Genomic DNA, 19,353 nt, shown 5'->3' on the forward strand with positions numbered 1-19,353 from the left:
ATTACTCGTTCACTCTGTGATCGTTGCTTTGATCCCTGATTTGTCTAGAACAAGAGTATATGAATTATCGTATGATGTATGACAAATAGACAAAGGTTCATTATTAAATTTAATATCTGAATTACAGTCATCAACATAATACCAATTACTTATTTCACCTTGCTCGAGATTAAAGGTTTTACTATTAATTGTAATTGGCATATCTGTTGACGCTAAAAATCGGATAGCGAAAAAGCTACTTTTATTTTTACTTTGATTTTGAATGATGCTTAAGTTGAGTCGTTCATTATTTTGCCAAGCAATAAAGTGATAATCTTGTTCGTTTTTCACTTTGTATGTTTTTTTTACTCGTTTAGTCTTGTGAGTATGATCTTGAATATAAAAGGTGATTTCTCGATTAGTGTTGTGTTCATGAGTGACTGATTTGGGCTCTGAGTCAGTTGAAAGTGTATCTATATAATACTTGTTTTTCTCTACATCACGGGGATCTCCATCTAGCTGTGTATTAGCTATATGATAATCAATCTCTAGATCTGTAGCATTTACTAATGTGTAGTCATTTTTGTAAAAGCTAGAACCAAAATTTGCGGTTTCTAAGTCTTCAGAATTACAGCCAGTAAAAGCTATAGGAAATAATAACAAGCTAATTGTTTTTTTGAACATAGGTAAATCCTTTTAATTTATTTGAACGCATAAATCATAATTCATCACTTAGTATTAATGTGTATAAAAATGTAATTTTTTGTATTAAACAAGGTAAAAGGAGTGATGGGAATATGTCTACACAAACCACCTCAAGATGCAGAATTCAGCGCTTCACAGAGGCTTAATATCAAGGCGTTAGAAGCGATTTATACTTAGCCCTCGAGGTTACAAACCTCGCGCCGTGATTAAACCGCCCCTAGTTTGAATAAGCTTTAATCCGCAAAGGTCAATAGACCCTAAACAAAAGAGAGTTGTTTGATAACCAACTTAAATCGCTTTTAATTTTGAGGACACAGCAAGGAACAACCTTTTGTTAATTAAAGGCTTTCACTGTACTCGGTCATTACTTGCTCAACCCAACTAGCTATGCGCTCATCGCTCTGCTCATATTGGCTGTCTTCGTCAAGAGCAAGGCCGACAAAATGTTTACCATCGGTGGTGAGTGCTTTTGATGCTTCAAATTCGTAGCTAGCATCGTTAGGCCATAAGCCTAATTGAGTAAACTCTTGACTGCTAATTTCATCATGTAGCATACCTAGCGCATCTTGAAACCATTGGCCGTAACCCTGCTGGTCGCCCATGCCAAATAAGGCGATGGTTTTTCCGGTTAGGTTAACGTCTTTAATGTCATCCCAGATTGATTCCCAATCCTCTTGTAACTCACCAAAGTCCCACGTTGAAATACCAAAGATGATAAAGTCGTAATTCTCTGCATTTTTTAGAGGCTCATCTTTGATGTTATGTAAACTGACAATGTCTTGCCCAATAATATCGCGGATTTTTTCTGCTGCTATTTCGGTATAGCATGTTGTAGAGCCGTAAAATAAACCAATTTGCATCGTATTTATCACTGTGTGTTTGCCTGATATGATAGGCTCAAGTTTACCGTAAGGTATTACTAATTGATACCTTGATTAAAATGGAACAACTGTGACTAAGTTTGCAAAAAATGAATCATTAAGCCCACTTACAGAGCACCAAGATGAGCTTATTAACAATAGCGACTATCTTGAGTCGTTTTTAGATAATCTTTATCTTGAGCAGCATGTTAGTGATAACACGTTATCTGCATATCGAAGTGACCTAGATAAGTTCTGTTTATTTTTAGAGGGGCAAGATTTACTCACGGTATCGGCCTTAGACATTGAAAGTTATTTAGCGCATCGGGTTGATTTAGGTTTAAAGCCACGCAGCACAGCGCGTAGCATTAGTGCGTTAAAACGCTTTTATCAATATTTAGTACGCGAGAAGTACATGAGTGAATCGCCGATGGTGAATATCGCTCAGCCAAAAGCGGGCCAGACACTACCTAAAACGCTTTCTGAAAATGAAGTTGAAGCATTACTTGCAGCCCCCAATGTTGATGAACCCATGGGGCTGCGCGATAAAGCCATGTTAGAGCTCTTATATGCTACGGGCTTGCGGGTCAGTGAGCTTGTTGGTTTACGCATGGAGCAAATAAACATGCGCCAGTCTGTTGTGTTTGTTAAAGGCAAAGGCAATAAAGAGCGTTTGGTGCCACTTGGCGAAGAAGCCATGTATTGGCTTGAGCAGTTTTTAAAATTAGGGCGCGGGCAAATGATCAAGCATGCCACCGATTTTGTGTTTCCCTCTAAACGCGGAGTAGGCATGACGAGACAAACTTTTTGGCATCGGATCAAACACTATGCTATTTTGGCATCGGTTGAGTCGCCTTTATCGCCCCATACGCTGCGTCATGCTTTTGCAACGCATTTACTTAATCATGGTGCAGACCTTAGAGTTGTGCAAATGATGTTAGGGCATAGCGATTTATCGACGACACAAATTTATACCCATGTTGCGAATGAACGATTAAAATCGGTACATCAGCAACATCACCCGCGTGCTTAGTGAAATTTTTTTAGTACACTAGCGGTCATAGTAAAGATGAATTATCAGGATATAAGAGAACAATATGAAAAAGTTAGTATTAGCCGGTGCAATGTTAGGCACCAGTTTAAGTGCGTTTGCAAATGGTGTATTAGCCGTACCTGATGCCAATGACCCAATTGTGACTAAGTTTGCTGAGCTAGGCGTTACTGTAAAGCATATTAATCCAAGCCCTGTGGCTGGATTGAAAGAGTTAATTACCGATAAAGGTGTATTGTACGCAAGTGCAGATGGCCAATATTTAATGCAGGGCACCTTAATTGACTTAAACAATCGTAGTAATTTAACCGAACAGGCTCTTAACGGTGTTCGTAAAGAGGGGTTATCTGAATACGAAAACTCAATGATTGTTTACAAAGCGCCAAATGAAAAACACAGTATTACTGTTTTTACAGATATCAGCTGTGGTTATTGCCGTAAATTACACCGTGAGCTTGACGATTTACTCGAGGCGGGTATTACTGTTAAATATTTAGCGTTCCCACGTGGCGGTTTACAAGGTTCTGGTTATGCTGATTTAATGAATGTTTGGTGTGCCAAAGATCAACAAGAAGCACTCACTGAGGCAAAAGCAGGCGCTGACACTAAAGTGATACAAGGTTGTGCTGCACCAGTTGCTGAACACTATCAGTTAGGTCAGAGTTTTGGTATTAGTGGCACACCAGCTATTATTTTAGAAGATGGTACCATGATCCCAGGTTACCAACCTGCGGCAGCGCTTAGTGCTGCACTTGAAGCGAACAAGTCTTCATAATTAAATAAAACGTTTAAAAAAGGCCGTTTTAGGCCTTTTTTTGTTAGCTCTCCTAGCTTAAAAGTATCGCCTGCTGCATGAAAAAAATAATTCAAGCTCGACAATGTGTTGATGACTCACACCTACCCAATAATTTACACCCAGTTATTAAGCAAATTTACGCCAATCGCCAAGTAAGCCATGCCGATGAACTAAATAATAGCGCAGCCACATTGCATGATTTTAGGTTGTTTAAAGATATTGATAAAGCTACTGAGCTATTAATCTGGGCGTTGCAAACACAAAGTAAAATTCTTATTGTGGGTGATTTTGATGCTGATGGTGCTACCAGTACCGCAACATTAATGCACGGCCTGAGCATGTTTGGTTTTGCCCATTTAGATTACCTTATTCCTGACCGATTTAGCCTCGGGTATGGACTAAGCCCAGCGCTTGCTGAGCAAATAGTCACAATAGCGCCAGATTTAGTGATCACTGTTGATAATGGTATTTCATGTATTGCAGGTATTGAGATTGTTAAAGCCGCAGGAATTAAAGTCCTAGTAACTGACCACCACTTGCAAGGTGAGCAATTACCAAATGCCGATGCTATAGTTAACCCAAACCGTCACGACTGCGATTTTCCATCTAAATCAATTGCAGGTGTTGGGGTCGCGTTTTATCTACTGATAGCACTGAGGAGTGCATTACGTGATTTAGGCCACTTTGAACAGCAACAACCACCCAATTTAGCTGAATTACTTGATATCGTTGCGCTTGGTACAGTGGCGGATGTGGTCGCGCTGGATGCGAATAATCGCACTTTAGTGCATCAGGGGTTAGCACGAATTCGCAGTGGCAATACCCGCCCAGGGATTATCGCATTAATTGAAGTTGCAAATCGCAATGCTGCACGCTTAAGTGCCAGTGACTTTGGTTTTTCATTAGCACCACGCTTAAACGCAGCAGGGCGCTTAGATGATATGAGCTTAGGGATAGCGTGTTTGTTATCAGCGGATTTAAATCAAGCAAGGCGTATTGCTGGCGAGCTCGACAGCTTAAATCATGAGCGCCGCGAAATAGAGCAAGGCATGCAAGCTGAGGCACAAGCGGTACTCGACCGCCTAGCATTTAGTAGTGATACCGTACCAGATGCCATTTGTTTATATCAGCAAGATTGGCATCAAGGTGTAATTGGTATTTTAGCGGGACGCTTAAAAGAAAAGTATCACAGGCCCACCGTTATATTCGCTGGTGGTGATAATGGCGAAATCAAAGGCTCTTGCCGTTCGATTGAAGGGCTGCACATGCGTGACCTACTCGAGCGTTTGAATACCTTACACCCACATTTAATTAGTAAGTTTGGTGGTCATGCCATGGCTGCGGGACTGAGTATTAATGAACAACACTTTAGTGAGTTTAAACAGGCTTTTGAGCAAGCAGTTACCGCGCAATTAAGCGAAGAGTATAAGCAGTGCGTTATTCTTACTGACGGTGAGTTACCCGCTGATTGCTTTAACATGGATTTTGCGCAGCTAATTAAACAAGCAGGGCCATGGGGGCAGCAATTTCCTGAGCCAGTGTTTGAGCACACCTTTGAAGTTGTACAGCAGCGTATTGTTGGTGAAAAACATTTAAAACTAGTGCTTAAACATCAATCTGGTCATTTGGTAGATGCGATTGCATTTGGCGTTGACGTTAAAGCGTGGCCTGACACTGAAGTGCGTTTTGTTGATGTTGCTTATCAGCTGGATATAAATGAGTTTAGAGGTAAATATACGCTGCAATTAATTGTCCGTGAGCTACAAAAGAGCCCTTAAAAAATATCGCACTAGGGCGTATAAAGTACTAATAAAACGCGCGGTTTTTTGTTAAAATCGGGCGTTTTTATTATTTAAAGAAATTTATAGGGCAAATTGCCGTGTAAATCAGCCATTTTGGAGTAACGTAGATGTTTGAAGTGAATCCTGTGATTAATCAAATCAAGGAAATTCGCGAACGTACCGAGCTGCTTCGGGGGTACCTTTGACTACGCTCATAAACAAGAGCGCCTAGAAGAGGTTAACGCCGAACTTGAAGACTCAGCGGTATGGAATGAGCCTGAACGTGCGCAAGCACTTGGCCGTGAAAAATCAGCACTAGAGGCTGTTGTCGAAACGATTGACAACCTTGTTGCTGGTGCCGACGATGTTGAAGGTTTACTTGAACTTGCCATTGAAGCTGAAGACGAAGAGACTTTTAACGAGGCGCAAAGCGAGCTAGATGACTTAAACGAGCAGCTCGAAGGTTTAGAGTTCCGTCGTATGTTCTCAGGCCCCCACGATTCAAACGATGCTTACTTAGATTTACAATCTGGCTCAGGCGGCACCGAAGCACAAGACTGGTGTAACATGCTGCTGCGTATGTACTTACGTTGGGGTGAAGCGAAAGGCTTTAAAGTTGAATTAGTTGAAGCCACTGACGGTGATGTTGCGGGTATCAAAGGCGCCACAGTACGCTTTGTTGGTGAATACGCTTATGGCTGGTTGCGCACAGAAACAGGTGTTCATCGTCTTGTGCGTAAGAGTCCATTTGATTCAAGTGGCCGTCGTCACACATCTTTTGCTTCAGCATTTGTATACCCTGAGATAGACGATAATATCGAAATTGATATTAACCCGTCTGATTTACGAATTGACGTATACCGCGCATCAGGTGCGGGTGGTCAGCACGTAAATACCACAGAATCTGCGGTACGTATTACCCACGTGCCAACAAATACGGTTGTACAGTGTCAAAACGAGCGTTCTCAGCATAAAAATAAAGCGCAAGCGATGAAGCAGTTAAAAGCAAAATTATTTGAGCTCGAACTGCAACAACAAAATGCTGAAAAACAAAGCCAAGAAGACGCCAAATCGGATATCGGTTGGGGTAGTCAAATTCGTTCATATGTACTTGATGACGCCCGTATTAAAGATTTGCGTACTGGCGTTGAAAACCGTAATACCCAATCGGTACTTGACGGTAACTTAGACAAATTTATTGAAGCCAGCCTAAAATCTGGTTTATAACCACCAAGCTAAAAAAGAGCTAAAAAATGACTGATCAAATCCAAGACGAAAATAAGTTAATCGCTGAGCGTCGTGGCAAATTAGACGCTATTCGCGAAAATTGCCCAGCCAACGGTCATCCAAACCAATTCCGTCGTGAGCATTACACGGCAGATTTGCAGGCTGAGTTTGGTGATAAATCGAAAGAAGAGTTAGTAGGGCTTCAGCATGTAGTTTCAATTGCTGGACGTATCCTTGCTAAGCGTGGTCCTTTCCTTGCAATTCAAGACATGAAAGGTCGCGTACAAGCGTATGCATCTAAAGATGTACAAAAAGACTTAAAAGCAAAATATGGTCAACTAGATATCGGCGATATCATCGGTGTTAAAGGTGCACTTAATAAATCAGGTAAAGGCGATTTATACGTAGAAATGACTGAGTATCAATTGCTTACTAAGTCATTACGCCCACTTCCTGAAAAATTCCATGGTCTATCGGATCAAGAAACTAAGTATCGCCAACGTTATGTTGATTTGATCACTAACGAAGCAACTCGTGAGACGTTCCGTATTCGCTCACAAGTAGTTGAAGGTATTCGTCGTTTCTTAGCTGACCGTGACTTCATGGAAGTAGAAACACCGATGCTACAGGTTATTCCTGGTGGCGCAACGGCGCGTCCATTTGTGACTCACCACAATGCTCTTGATATCGACATGTACTTACGTATTGCACCAGAGCTTTACTTAAAGCGCTTGGTGGTAGGTGGTTTTGACCGCGTATTTGAAATTAACCGTAACTTTCGTAACGAAGGGTTATCAACACGTCACAACCCAGAATTCACTATGATTGAGTTCTACCAAGCATACGCTGATTACATCGACTTAATGAACATCACCGAAGATATGCTTCGTACAGTGGCAACAAACGTACTTGGCAGCCCAATTGTTGTTAATACAACAAAAGACGAAAACGGTGAAGTGATTGACTCAGTAGAGTATGACTTTGGTCAACCGTTTACCCGTTTAAGCATGGCGGATGCAATCTTAAAATATAACCCAGACTTTGATGCTGCGGTATTTAACGACCCAGAAAATCATTTTGAAGAATTAAAAGCGTATGCTAAACAAGTGCACGTTAAAATTCCTGAAAACTGTGTGTGGGGCCCTGGTAAGTTCTTATGTGAGATATTTGAAGAAACGGCCGAGCACATGCTTATCCAACCTACATTTATCACAGGCTATCCGTGGGAAGTATCACCACTTGCACGTCGTAACGATGAAAACCCATTTGTTACTGACCGTTTTGAGTTCTTTGTTGGCGGCCGCGAGCTTGCTAATGGTTTCTCTGAGCTTAACGATGCACAAGATCAAGCAGAGCGTTTCACGCGTCAAGTTGAAGAAAAAGACGCGGGCGATGATGAAGCAATGCATTACGACGAAGATTACATTCGCGCACTTGAATATGGCCTACCGCCAACAGCAGGTGAGGGCATTGGTATTGACCGTTTAGTTATGTTGTTTACTGATTCACCTACAATCAAAGACGTTATCTTGTTCCCGCATATGCGTCCACAAGCTGACTAATACTATTTTTATTAAATAGTAGAAAAACGCCGCTTAAATGCGGCGTTTTTGTGTACGATATATCTGCAAGGTGCGTACGCTATTTCGTAGTATTAAATCTAACATAGTCGATAATCAGCTTTTTGCTGATGTAATTAACTGATTTTTATTAAATTAGATAATTATTTAGATGTAATCTTATTAAAAAGTACAAAGATATAAATATCGGGTAGATTATTAAGTGTAAATACAGCGTAAAGTATGTACTCGGATTTAGAAATTAACCCTAAAGTGTTTTATAGATAAATGGATTTAGATATGAAAGATAAGAAACAGCCAAAGCTAAGCTCTTTGGATAGCTTCACAGATGAACAGCAAAGACAAAACTACTATCGTGCGTGTATTGCCGAATTTCAACAATTAGGTTATCAAGATCAGTATTTAGAACAGCTAGGTGATGAGCTTGTTCCATTGTTGGGTGTTGAGGCTGATATTAAAAAATCCTAAGTTGCTTAATCATCAAGCTTAAAACGCTCTTTTTTTACACTAATGTGTATTCTCTAACCGAACAGCTACTTTTAACAAGAAAAGTGTTTGACATATTTTCTGAAATCTTTATTATACGCCCCACAAGACGGAGAGGTGGCCGAGTGGCCGAAGGCGCTCCCCTGCTAAGGGAGTATAGGGTTTGTAGCTCTATCGAGGGTTCGAATCCCTCCTTCTCCGCCATTTATTTTTATAAATTGTCTCTTGTAATGTAAAGAATGGGCGCATAGCTCAGCTGGATAGAGTACCTGGCTACGAACCAGGCGGTCGGAGGTTCGAATCCTCCTGCGCCCACCATCCTTTACTTGCTTGTTAAAAGCGCACTCTACTTAGAGTATAAATAAGAAATCAAAAAGTGGGCGCATAGCTCAGCTGGATAGAGTACCTGGCTACGAACCAGGCGGTCGGAGGTTCGAATCCTCCTGCGCCCACCACTTTTGAATACAGTTAGTTTAGCAACTGATTAAAGCCGTCAGATAAGACCTTAAAATCGAAATAGAATGTGGGCGCATAGCTCAGCTGGATAGAGTACCTGGCTACGAACCAGGCGGTCGGAGGTTCGAATCCTCCTGCGCCCACCACTTTTAACTCATGCTTCAGAGTATAAAAAAGTAAAGTGTTGGTTTAACAACCAAGCGGTCGGAGGTTCACTTTTTGAAGATACGTCCTACGTCCACCACTTTCTATTACTATTTAAGTTAATAGAAAATAGCCGACACAAGTCGGTTTTTTTATGTCCTTAAATAGAGTGTATGAGTCAGATAAGACCTTAAAATCAAAAATAGAATGTGGGCGCATAGCTCAGCTGGATAGAGTACCTGGCTACGAACCAGGCGGTCGGAGGTTCGAATCCTCCTGCGCCCACCACTTTCTATAATTTTTATAGAAAAAGTAACCGACGAGAGTCGGTTTTTTTATGTCTGAAATTTGCAATAAGCTCTGGTTTATCCCGCGCTTTTTAAAGATTAAACCACCAACTGAGCGGTCTCAGGTTCACTCTTACAAGATACGTCCTGCGCCCACCACTTTCTATAATTTTTATAGAAAAAGTAACCGACGAGAGTCGGTTTTTTTATGTATGAAATTTGCAATAAGCTCTGGTTTATCCCGCGCTTTTTAAAGATTAAACCACCAACCGAGCGGTCTCAGGTTCACTCTTACAAGATACGTCCTGCGCCCACCACTTTCTATAATTTTTATAGAAAAAGTAACCGACGAGAGTCGGTTTTTTTATGTATGAAATTTGCAATAAGCTCTGGTTTATCCCGCGCTTTTTAAAGATTAAACCACCAACCGAGCGGTCTCAGGTTCACTCTTACAAGATACGTCCTGCGCCCACCACTTTCTATAATTTTTATAGAAAAAGTAACCGACGAGAGTCGGTTTTTTTATGTATGAAATTTGCAATAAGCTCTGGTTTATCCCGCGCTTTTTAAAGATTAAACCACCAACCGAGCGGTCTCAGGTTCACTCTTACAAGATACGTCCTGCGCCCACCACTTTCTATAATTTTTATAGAAAAAGTAACCGACGAGAGTCGGTTTTTTTATGTCTGAAATTTGCAATAAGCTCTGGTTTATCCCGTGCTTTTTAAAGATTAAACCACCAACTGAGCGGTCTCAGGTTCACTCTTACAAGATACGTCCTGCGCCCACCACTTTCTATTACTATTTAAGTTAATAGAAAACAGCCGACGATAGTCGGTTTTTTTATGTCTGAAATTTGCAATAAGCTCTGGTTTATCCCGTGCTTTTTAAAGATTAAACCACCAACTGAGCGGTCTCAGGTTCACTCTTACAAGATACGTCCTGCGCCCACCACTTTCTATTACTATTTAAGTTAATAGAAAACAGCCGACGATAGTCGGTTTTTTTATGTCTGAAATTTGCAATAAGCTCTGGTTTATCCCGTGCTTTTTAAAGATTAAACCACCAACTGAGCGGTCTCAGGTTCACTCTTACAAGATACGTCCTGCGCCCACCACTTTCTATTACTATTTAAGTTAATAGAAAACAGCCGACGATAGTCGGTTTTTTTATGTCTGAAATTTGCAATAAGCTCTGGTTTATCCCGTGCTTTTTAAAGATTAAACCACCAACTGAGCGGTCTCAGGTTCACTCTTACAAGATACGTCCTGCGCCCACCACTTTCTATTACTATTTAAGCATTTCGTTATTTCACCTTCTTTTTTCTTTGTGTAATAGGTTTTAAGTCAATTATTAACAATGAGCTTAAGAGGCATTTCGCTTTAAGAACTAGGAGGAAAGTTTTTAATTGATATCAGAATCAAATCTGGCGTGGGCTTGCATTGCTTTAAATGTAGCTGAGATTAATATATTTTTGTTTTGACAATTAAGTATAAACCTACTTCATAAGCGATTACATGAGTAATTTGGGTGGCGCTAAATCCTAAATAGTTAAAATCAGCCAAGTAGATAAATTTGCTTAGCCGTAAATTTGTGTTAGATTTAATAAAATATTCCTTTAATGTCGTTTTATTTAGAATTTAATTTTCATTATTTGTTCGAGCTATCTACATTGTTTAAACCTCAACTTGTTGCCATGTAGATAGGAGATAAATAGACTAGCGAATAAAAAATAACAACAATGGTAAAAACGAAACTAACAGATCAACTCATTTGTTAGTGATTCAACAAATTCTAGGGGGACATATGCGTCGTTCAATTATCGCCATTTCTATAGCTCTAAGTTGTGCTCTTTGTAGTCCTGTACAGGCTCAAGGTTGGCAATCTGATGTAATTGGCGTTACTCAGTCACAGCTGAGTGCGCAGCATTGGCTTAAACAAAATGTATCAGCCAAAGTGTTAATGCAGCCAGAGCAGATCCAAGCATTTAACCAAAAGCTAATTAGCGATAACGATTACATTGTAGACCCGCTTGATTATAAAAAAACACTCAGTAAAGACGATTTAGAAGCGGCTATTTTAAAAGCGAGTTCAGTGCCTAAAAGTCCGCGTTTTTATACTGATGGTCGTCAGCTGAGTGCCAAGCATTTTGCTAAATATACCAATAATTTAAATCTAAATGCAGTAAAAAATACTAATAAAGTGCGTTTTGGTATGGTGGTAAAGCGCACCGCATTACGTACTTTTCCAACATGGGATCGTGTTTTAAATAGTGGTTTAGATAAAGATCTCGATCGTTTTCAAGAAAGTGGCATGTTCCCTGGTGAAAGTGTAGCTGTACTGCACCAAAGTACAGATAAAAAGTGGCTTTTAGTTCGCGCTTATAATTATTTGGCTTGGACGCCAGCTGAAGATATTGCTTTTGGTGATGCGAATACTATTCGAGAGTACAAAAACCAAGTTGACTTTTTATTAGTAACGGGTGCCAAAGTGAGGACTGCATATGTGCCAGATGATAACTCTCGCTCAGAAGTACAGCTCGATATGGGGGTGCGCTTACCTTTAATGGCAGCAAAAGATGTTCCGCATTTACTAAATGGTCAAAATACCTATGCAAGTCATGTTGTGCAGTTACCGACACGAAACGAGCAAGGGCTATTAGAAATAAAACCTGCAATGATCAGTAAATCTGCGGATGTAAATATGGGGTATTTACCCTACACTGAAGCTAATTTGATCAAACAAGGTTTTAAATTTTTAGGTGAACGTTATGGTTGGGGCCATGACTACAATGGCCGGGATTGCACCGGTTTTGTTGGTGAAATTTATAAAAGTTTTGGTTTATTAATGCCTCGTAATTCAGGGCAACAAGGTAGTAGTGAGTACGGCACTAATAACCGTTTTGATAAACAAAGCACCGAGCAACAAAAGCTTGGTGTAACACAGCAAATGAAAATAGGTGATCTTATTTATATCCCTGGCCATGTAATGATGTACCTGGGTGAACAAAACGGCCAGCCATACGTGATCCACGACGTAAAAGGGTTAGGTTACAACAATGCTGATGGCAGTTTTTACTCAGGGTCACTTAACGGTGTATCGGTAACACCGTTGCTGCCTTTACGTTTATCCCAAAAGGTGAGCTATTTAGACCGAGTTTATAATATTAAGCGTATTCGTTAGGAGCCAATATGAAAATAAAAACAATACGTTTTGCCAAACTTAAAGTGCCGCTAGTTACCCCTTTTAAAACAGCGTTACGAGAAGTCAGTTTTATTGAAGACTTAGTGATTATTATTGAGACAAACTGCGGCCAACTAGGTTACGGTAGTGCAGCATCAACACCTGTTATTACGGGTGATACCCACCAAGGTATGATGAGTGTAATTAGTCAATTTATTGCCCCAAAATTGATTGATAGAGAGATAGAAAATATTAATCAGATTTGCCAGATTATTCAATCAACAGTGGTAGGCAATTACAGCGCAAAAGCAGCTTTAGAACTGGCTGTTTATGACCTGTGGGGTAAGTTGTATCAAGCACCGCTTTATAAGTTACTTGGTGGTGGCAGCAAAGATCTTAGAACCGACATAACCATTAGTGTTGATGCGATTGATAAAATGCTTGCTGATTGCCAACTTGCAGTGCAACAAGGCTTTGATATTTTAAAAGTAAAAATAGGCAACGACCTACAGCAAGACATTGCTCGCATTAATGCTATCTACCAAGATTATGGCCAACAAGCGCAAATACGCTTAGATGTAAATCAAGGCTGGTCAGCGAAGCAAACGGTGTTTGCGTTACAACAGCTTGAAAATAACAATGTACAATTAGAGCTTGTCGAACAACCCGTTAAAAGTGATGATTTTAAAGGATTAAAATACATAACAGAGCGTGTTAATACACCCATAATGGCTGATGAAAGTGCGTTCTCGCCGCAGCAGGTTATTCAGTTGCTAGAACAAAACGCAGTAGATATTATCAATATTAAAGTGATGAAGACTGGCGGCCTTAGTCGCGCGATAGAAATCGCCAATATTACCGCACAATATCAAGCACAATGCATGATTGGTTGTATGCTTGAAGGAAGTATCGCAGTAGCAGGCGCAGCTCATTTGGCATCAGCAAAAGCGCAGCAAATCACTAAAATTGATTTAGACGGCCCTGCACTTGGCCAGTACGATCCAGTACAAGGTGGGGTTGAGTTTAAAGGGCCTGCAATCACGTTAGGTGATGCGCCAGGTTTAGGGATAATTAAAATAGATGGGTTACAAGATATAACCGATGGAGTCTGGCCAATATGAAAAAATATATAAAAATAACCACTGCGGCACTTATATTGAGTAGTTCTGTGGGGTGTGCGCAGCAACATGTTAGTGCTCAAAACACGGTTATACCAGAGCAAACAAAACAATTGGTAGTCGTAATTGCTGATGATTGGCAAACCACACAAGCGCAATTGTATCGTTTTGAACAAAGTGAGAGTGGGTGGCAACAAGTCGGTGATGATTATTCTGTGGTATTAGGGCGCACAGGTTTAGCATGGGGAATAGGCTTACATCCAGAGCAAGGGGGCCTGCAAAAGCAAGAAGGTGATGGTAAAGCGCCTGCAGGTATTTTTGAGCTAGGTACCGCATTTGGTTATTTAGACTCATTACAAACTAACATGACCTATCAAGGTATGACAGCTAACGACTATTGCATAGATGTAAAAGGCTCGCCATTTTATAATCAATTAGTTGATAAGTCAGTCGTGGGTGATACGGCGGTTAAAGGGTCGTCCGAATGGATGCGCCGTGATATCTATAGTCAAGACAATCTGTATAAAAAAGGCATTGTTGTAAAGCATAATAGTGAAAATATCGATGGTGCTGGTAGTTGTATTTTTATGCATTTATGGCGAGCCCAAGATAAGCCAACCGCTGGCTGTACAGCTATGACTGAGCAAAATATGGATAGTTTATTAGCATGGTTAGATAAAAAAAATGCCCCATTAATGGTGAGCTTACCAAAGCAGCAATATGCACAAAAGCAAGTAGTGTGGAACCTGCCTAGTATTAAATAGCAGATTTTAAAGCAGAGTTGAGCAAATGAAATAATAAAATCATTTGCTTTTAATTTATTTGATGGAATAATATATTCCTTAAGTTGTTTTTTGTTGGGATAATAAATGAGTGCACAATACACCTTGTTAGATTGGCTCGTGTTTGCAAGCTACGGTGCAATTTTATTGCTTAGTGGCTGGTGGTTTAATCGTAAGCGTGCCAATTCAAGCCAAGATTTCTTTTTAGGCGGCAATAGTATGCCAACATGGATGGTGGCAATTTCGGTATTAGCAACATCGCAATCAGCCGCTACGTTTATTGGTGGGCCAGATCAAGGCTATCAAGGGGATTTGTCTTATTTAGCAACTAATATTGGTGCTTTCATAGCTGCCTTTATAGTATCTGTATTTTTGATCCCTAAGTTTTACCAGCAAAAAGTTTATACCGTATATGAGCTGCTTGAAAAACGCATTGGCCCAAAAGCTAAGCGTCGTAGTGGATTAATGTATTTATTTGGTCGCGTGTTTGCCAGTGGTGCACGTTTATATATGGCGGCTATAGCGGTAGCTATGATTTTGTATGGCAATATAGAAGCGCAAAGTGTGATCATAGCCACTTTATTGTTGGCTTTAGCTGGTTTGTTATACACCGTGTTTGGTGGCATTCGAAGTGTAATTTATTCAGATGTGCTGCAAAGCATTGTTTATGTAAGTGCCGCAATTGCCGTTATTTGGTGTTTGTTATTGTTAATACCGGCGGATTTTTCGACCATTATGGCAACTTTAAATGAGCCTGCTCCTGGTGCTGACTCTAAATTAGCCATTTTTAAGTTTGATCTCGATTTTGGCCCCAGTGGTGTGTTCAATATCGCCTCGGTATTAACCGGATTTGTACTATTAAATATTGCAGCGTTTGGCTTAGATCAAGACATGACACAGCGGTTGTTAACCTGCAAAAGCGAGAAAGAAGGTAGTAAAGCCTTAGTACTTTCGATTGTGATGGTTATTCCAGTCATGTTGGTTTTTATCTTTATCGGCCTATTGCTTTATGTGGTTTATCAACAACCCTTATTGATGAACAGTGATGGTGCTCAAGTAGTGCAAGAGTTTAATGGTGAGAAGATTACTATTTTCATGTACTACGTACTCAATGAAGCCCCTGCCGGGGTAAAAGGACTTGTCAGCGTAGGTATTATAGCGGCGGCAATTTCTACACTAAATTCCGGTTTAAGTTCAATGTCTTCAGTTATAGTACAAGATTTGTATCGCCCATATTTAGAAGCTAAAAACAAGCAGGTCGCTGACAGTCATTTTGTTAAGGCAGGACGCGTGGGAATGGCGTTTGTGAGTCTTTCTTTAGCCGTTATGGCCATCCTTTGTTATTTTTGGCAGCAGTACTCTGATATGCCACTGTTAAAGTTTGCGCTAAGTGTCATGGTATTTTCGTATAGTGGTTTGTTAGGTGTGTATTTTACTACTTTGTTCACCAAACGTGGCAGTGAAAGTTCAGTGCTTGCAGCTTTGATTATAGGCTTTTTAGTCACTTTATTAATGCAGCCATACATGATTGACTGGTTATTACCGCAGGAGCAACGTTTTTACTTAGGCTTTACTTGGCAGCTTTGTATCGGCACTGCATTAGCCACAATAGTGTGTTGTTTAGGGAAGCCTGTATTAAGGAAGTCGGCGGATGAGTAAAATAAATTATTTACTCGCACTTGATGGCGGTGGAACTAAAATTACTGCACATATTATTCACTTAAACAGTGATACCACCTATGTGGCGCATGGCGGCGAAGCATCATTAAGTAATAACTTTCAAACGGCATTAAACAACATTGAAGCCATGATCTACAACTTGCTTGAGCAAAGTAACGCAAAACTAGACGAAGTTATTGCGGTCATGGGTGTGGCCGGAGGTGGCTCAAAAGAGCTGTCGGAACGGTTAACTGCAGCCCTTGAGCTTGGTTGTGACATTAAGTTTGCTCAATTACATATATACAGTGATGCAATAAGCTCTTTGTATGGTGCAAATGAAGGCAAGCCCGTTGCCATGGTAGCCTTAGGTACAGGCGCGGTTGGAGCAAGACTAACCGAAGATGGTAACACTCACCTTATTGGTGGCTGGGGCTTTATGGCTGATGATTTTGGTGGCGGCGCACATTTAGGTTTGAGCGCAGTTCAAGCGCTTCTTAACGATATAGATTGTTTTGGTGCGCCAAACAGTAAGGTAACTAAACAAATAGCTAATCTCATTGGTTGCCAACGGGCTCAGCTTAGTACCTGGTTACATGCAGCTAAAGCCATTGACTATGCTCGTTTTACATACCTTATTTTTGAACTGCAAGACGACTGCGAAGTCGCACACACATTACTAAAAAATCATGCTCGACAAGTTGAGTATTTAATTAAAAAAACACGCGCAAACAGCGAATTACCTGTTATGTTAACAGGTGGCTTAGCTGATGTTACGATAGCGCTATTAAATCAGCAAATGCAGCAATTGATTACCCCTAGGTTGGGAGATTCATTGCGTGGTGCCACCTTATTGGCACACCAGCATTTGCAAAATGACTATATAGGATAAACCGATGAGTTCTGAATACGCATTTGAACAACAACGTACACTTTTAGAGGAACTAAATGGTATCGTCTCAGAAGGGCAGAACCCAGATACTCTAGATATTGACTTGCTTGATAGCATGCAAATCTTGACCAAAATAAATCAAGAAGATCAGAAGGTTGCCCAAGCTGTTAAATTGGTTATTCCACAAATTAGTGAAGCGGTTGACTATATTGAAACAGCGTTTAAACAAGGTGGCCGACTGATCTATATAGGTGCAGGCACAAGCGGGCGCTTAGGGATTTTAGATGCCGTAGAATGCGCACCAACATATAGCGTTAATGATCAACAAGTGATGGGGATTATTGCCGGCGGCGAAACAGCGTTTAAAAAAGCCGTTGAAGGAGCTGAAGATAGCCTTACTTTAGGTGTTGAGGATTTAAAAGCGATTAATTTACAAGCCAAAGATGTTGTAGTGGGGATTGCCGCCAGTGGCCGTACTCCTTATGTACGTGCTGCAATTGAATACGCTAAATCTGTGGGTTGTAAAACGGTTGGTGTTACCTGTAATCCTAATTCGTTAGTGATGAAGTTACCTGATATTGGTATTTGCCCAGTTGTTGGTGCAGAGGCGGTAACAGGTTCAACTCGGATGAAGTCTGGCACAGCGCAAAAGCTCGTTTTAAATATGCTTAGTACTGCCAGTATGATCCGCACAGGTAAGGTATATAAAAACCTCATGGTGGATGTAAATGCTAGCAATGAAAAGCTTCATGCCCGTGCTATTCGTATTGTTATGCAAGCAACCGACTGCTCACATCAGCGAGCTGTTGATGCACTCGCACAGGCAAAACAAAGCGCGAAGTTAGCTATCTTAATTGTGCTAACAGGTAAAGATGCAGCGCAAGCAGAGCAAATGCTCACTCAAGCTGATGGCTTTTTACGTAAAGCAGTGGAGTTATAGATGTTTTTAAGAGCGCTTGTGTTATTAGCTTGCTTAGTGTTAGTGGCTTGTAACAATTCACCGCACGCTGAAGTCACTCAACCTGTGAGTCTAAAACTACAGGTAGCTGCAGCGCAATTTGAGCATTATTTACCTGAGCTACAAGGTAAGCGAGTTGGCTTAGTTGTTAATCAAACATCGCAAGTCGATGGTGTGCACCTTGTTGATGTGTTACGCGCTGAAGGAGTAAACATCGTTAAAATCTTTGCTCCTGAGCATGGTTTTCGTGGCGATCATGATGCAGGTGCTCATGTAAAAAGTGCTGTAGATGCTAAAACAGGCATTGATGTAGTGTCGATTTACGGCAGTAATAAAAAGCCCGATGCCGAAGTACTGAGTGAACTTGATGTGATCATTTTTGATATTCAAGATGTGGGTGTGCGCTTTTACACTTATATCAGCTCGATGCATTATATGATGGAAGCCGCGGCGCAAAACAACGTAAAATTTATGGTACTTGATAGACCAAACCCAAACATTGCTTATGTTGACGGGCCAATTTTAGAGTCTGAGTTTCGCTCTTTTGTTGGGATGCACCCCATTCCAGTGTTACATGGTATGACTGTGGGTGAACTAGCCAAAATGATCAAAGGTGAGAATTGGATAGATAGCGCTAACGAACTTGATTTGAGCGTATTTCCTGTAGCCAATTATACTCGCAATACCTCATACCAAGTGCCCGTAAAGCCAAGCCCTAATTTACCTAATGCACAATCAATTACCTTGTATCCGTCATTATGTTTTTTCGAAGCAACACCCATCACGATAGGGCGTGGTACTGACTTTCCCTTTCAAGTTGTTGGGTATTCGCCTGTAGCTCTAGGAGAGTTTAGCTTTACACCTCGTGCGATTAAAGGCGCGTCTATGAACCCTAAATTTAAAGATGTGACGGTGCAAGGCGTAGATTTACGTGACAGTATGATAAAGGGACTCGATTTAAGCTTATTTATTAGTGCTTATAAAAAACTCACCGTTAATGAACAGGTGTTTTTCGAACGTGCAAGTTTTATGGATAAGCTGGCCGGCACCGATAAACTGCGCTTAGCAATTGAAGCAGGGCAAACCGAACACCAAATTAAACAGAGTTGGCAGCAAGGTTTAGAGCGCTTTAAACAACAGCGAAAGCCGTATTTGCTGTATCAGTAAAAGCATAAAAGCAGTACAGTATTAACTTGATAAACGCAGACTAGTCTGCGTTTTTATTGCGCTTAAAAAAGGCGTGTAGCTAAATTTAATGGAATAGAAATAATGAACCTGTAAGAAAGTGGTCTGATTTTTTAGTTAATTCGAGTCTTGTCCAATCTCACATGAGTACCCGTATTTTACCAAGCCAAGCAAATGTACATGCAGTTACATTAAAAGATAAAGATTACTTAACCTGAACTCTGGTT

Annotated in this window: 15 protein-coding genes and 5 tRNA genes; 18 read left to right on the plus strand and 2 right to left on the minus strand. The window is 40.6% G+C overall.

Features of this window, described 5'->3' with window-relative positions; genetic code table 11:
* Positions 1–9: 9 nt before the first annotated feature.
* Together B5G52_RS12150 and fldB are read right to left on the minus strand one after the other, a co-directional pair.
* Positions 10–663 (minus strand): hypothetical protein, encoded by a 654-nt coding sequence (locus B5G52_RS12150; RefSeq protein WP_087532917.1) that lies wholly within the window; start codon positions 661–663, stop codon positions 10–12.
* 359 nt (positions 664–1,022) lie between these two features.
* Positions 1,023–1,544, minus strand: coding sequence for a flavodoxin FldB (gene fldB, locus B5G52_RS12155; protein ID WP_087532918.1), 522 nt, complete (start codon positions 1,542–1,544; stop codon positions 1,023–1,025).
* 151 nt (positions 1,545–1,695) lie between these two features.
* Between fldB and xerD the strand changes: the two genes are divergently transcribed.
* The 18 genes from xerD to B5G52_RS12245 all read left to right on the plus strand — a co-directional run bounded on the left by xerD (position 1,696) and on the right by B5G52_RS12245 (position 19,108).
* Positions 1,696–2,577, plus strand: a complete 882-nt coding sequence (xerD, locus tag B5G52_RS12160) for a site-specific tyrosine recombinase XerD (RefSeq protein ID WP_087532943.1) — start codon at positions 1,696–1,698, stop codon at positions 2,575–2,577.
* A 64-nt stretch (positions 2,578–2,641) separates the two neighbouring features.
* On the plus strand, positions 2,642–3,370 hold the full coding sequence (gene dsbC, locus B5G52_RS12165; RefSeq protein ID WP_087532919.1) for a bifunctional protein-disulfide isomerase/oxidoreductase DsbC: 729 nt from the start codon (positions 2,642–2,644) through the stop codon (positions 3,368–3,370).
* A 77-nt stretch (positions 3,371–3,447) separates the two neighbouring features.
* Positions 3,448–5,169, plus strand: a complete 1,722-nt coding sequence (gene recJ / locus B5G52_RS12170) for a single-stranded-DNA-specific exonuclease RecJ (RefSeq protein WP_087532920.1) — start codon at positions 3,448–3,450, stop codon at positions 5,167–5,169.
* 131 nt (positions 5,170–5,300) lie between these two features.
* A protein-coding gene (gene prfB / locus B5G52_RS12175) for a peptide chain release factor 2 (protein WP_135473160.1) occupies positions 5,301–6,399 on the plus strand; the annotation gives its coding sequence in 2 pieces (ribosomal slippage) (positions 5,301–5,375 and positions 5,377–6,399; 1,098 coding nt in all).
* A 26-nt stretch (positions 6,400–6,425) separates the two neighbouring features.
* Complete coding sequence (lysS, locus tag B5G52_RS12180) at positions 6,426–7,961, plus strand: lysine--tRNA ligase (RefSeq protein ID WP_087532921.1); 1,536 nt, start codon at positions 6,426–6,428, stop codon at positions 7,959–7,961.
* A gap of 297 nt (positions 7,962–8,258) precedes the next feature.
* Positions 8,259–8,447 carry a hypothetical protein gene (locus B5G52_RS12185; protein WP_087532944.1) on the plus strand — a complete coding sequence of 63 codons (189 nt, stop codon included), beginning with the start codon at positions 8,259–8,261 and terminating at the stop codon, positions 8,445–8,447.
* A 129-nt stretch (positions 8,448–8,576) separates the two neighbouring features.
* Positions 8,577–8,669: transfer RNA gene (locus tag B5G52_RS12190), tRNA-Ser, on the plus strand.
* 37 nt (positions 8,670–8,706) lie between these two features.
* Positions 8,707–8,783, plus strand: a tRNA-Arg gene (locus tag B5G52_RS12195).
* A 60-nt stretch (positions 8,784–8,843) separates the two neighbouring features.
* Positions 8,844–8,920, plus strand: a tRNA-Arg gene (locus B5G52_RS12200).
* 70 nt (positions 8,921–8,990) lie between these two features.
* Positions 8,991–9,067: transfer RNA gene (locus B5G52_RS12205), tRNA-Arg, on the plus strand.
* Between the two features lie 209 nt (positions 9,068–9,276).
* Positions 9,277–9,353 (plus strand) — tRNA-Arg (locus B5G52_RS12210).
* Positions 9,354–11,158: 1,805 nt separating this feature from the next.
* Positions 11,159–12,535, plus strand: coding sequence for an NlpC/P60 family protein (locus B5G52_RS12215; protein ID WP_087532922.1), 1,377 nt, complete (start codon positions 11,159–11,161; stop codon positions 12,533–12,535).
* Between the two features lie 8 nt (positions 12,536–12,543).
* Entirely contained in the window at positions 12,544–13,656 is a 1,113-nt protein-coding gene (locus tag B5G52_RS12220; protein ID WP_087532923.1) for a mandelate racemase/muconate lactonizing enzyme family protein, read from the plus strand.
* The gene (locus B5G52_RS12225; protein WP_217896186.1) at positions 13,653–14,417 is read left to right on the plus strand and encodes a L,D-transpeptidase; all 765 of its coding nucleotides are present in this window, start codon (positions 13,653–13,655) and stop codon (positions 14,415–14,417) included. Before B5G52_RS12220 ends, B5G52_RS12225 begins: the two co-directional genes overlap by 4 nt.
* 105 nt (positions 14,418–14,522) lie before the next feature.
* A complete protein-coding gene (locus tag B5G52_RS12230; RefSeq protein ID WP_087532924.1) occupies positions 14,523–16,094 on the plus strand; it encodes a sodium:solute symporter in 1,572 nt (523 codons plus the stop codon).
* On the plus strand, positions 16,087–16,983 hold the full coding sequence (locus B5G52_RS12235; RefSeq protein ID WP_087532925.1) for a BadF/BadG/BcrA/BcrD ATPase family protein: 897 nt from the start codon (positions 16,087–16,089) through the stop codon (positions 16,981–16,983). The genes B5G52_RS12230 and B5G52_RS12235 overlap by 8 nt, the downstream gene beginning before the upstream one ends.
* A 4-nt stretch (positions 16,984–16,987) precedes the next feature.
* Positions 16,988–17,923: an N-acetylmuramic acid 6-phosphate etherase gene (gene murQ, locus B5G52_RS12240; protein WP_087532926.1), complete on the plus strand. Its 936-nt coding sequence runs from the start codon at positions 16,988–16,990 to the stop codon at positions 17,921–17,923.
* On the plus strand, positions 17,924–19,108 hold the full coding sequence (locus tag B5G52_RS12245) for an exo-beta-N-acetylmuramidase NamZ domain-containing protein (RefSeq protein ID WP_087532927.1): 1,185 nt from the start codon (positions 17,924–17,926) through the stop codon (positions 19,106–19,108).
* Positions 19,109–19,353: the final 245 nt, after the last annotated feature.

The sequence above is a fragment of the Pseudoalteromonas sp. A601 genome (assembly GCF_002165575.1).
GTDB lineage: Bacteria > Pseudomonadota > Gammaproteobacteria > Enterobacterales > Alteromonadaceae > Pseudoalteromonas.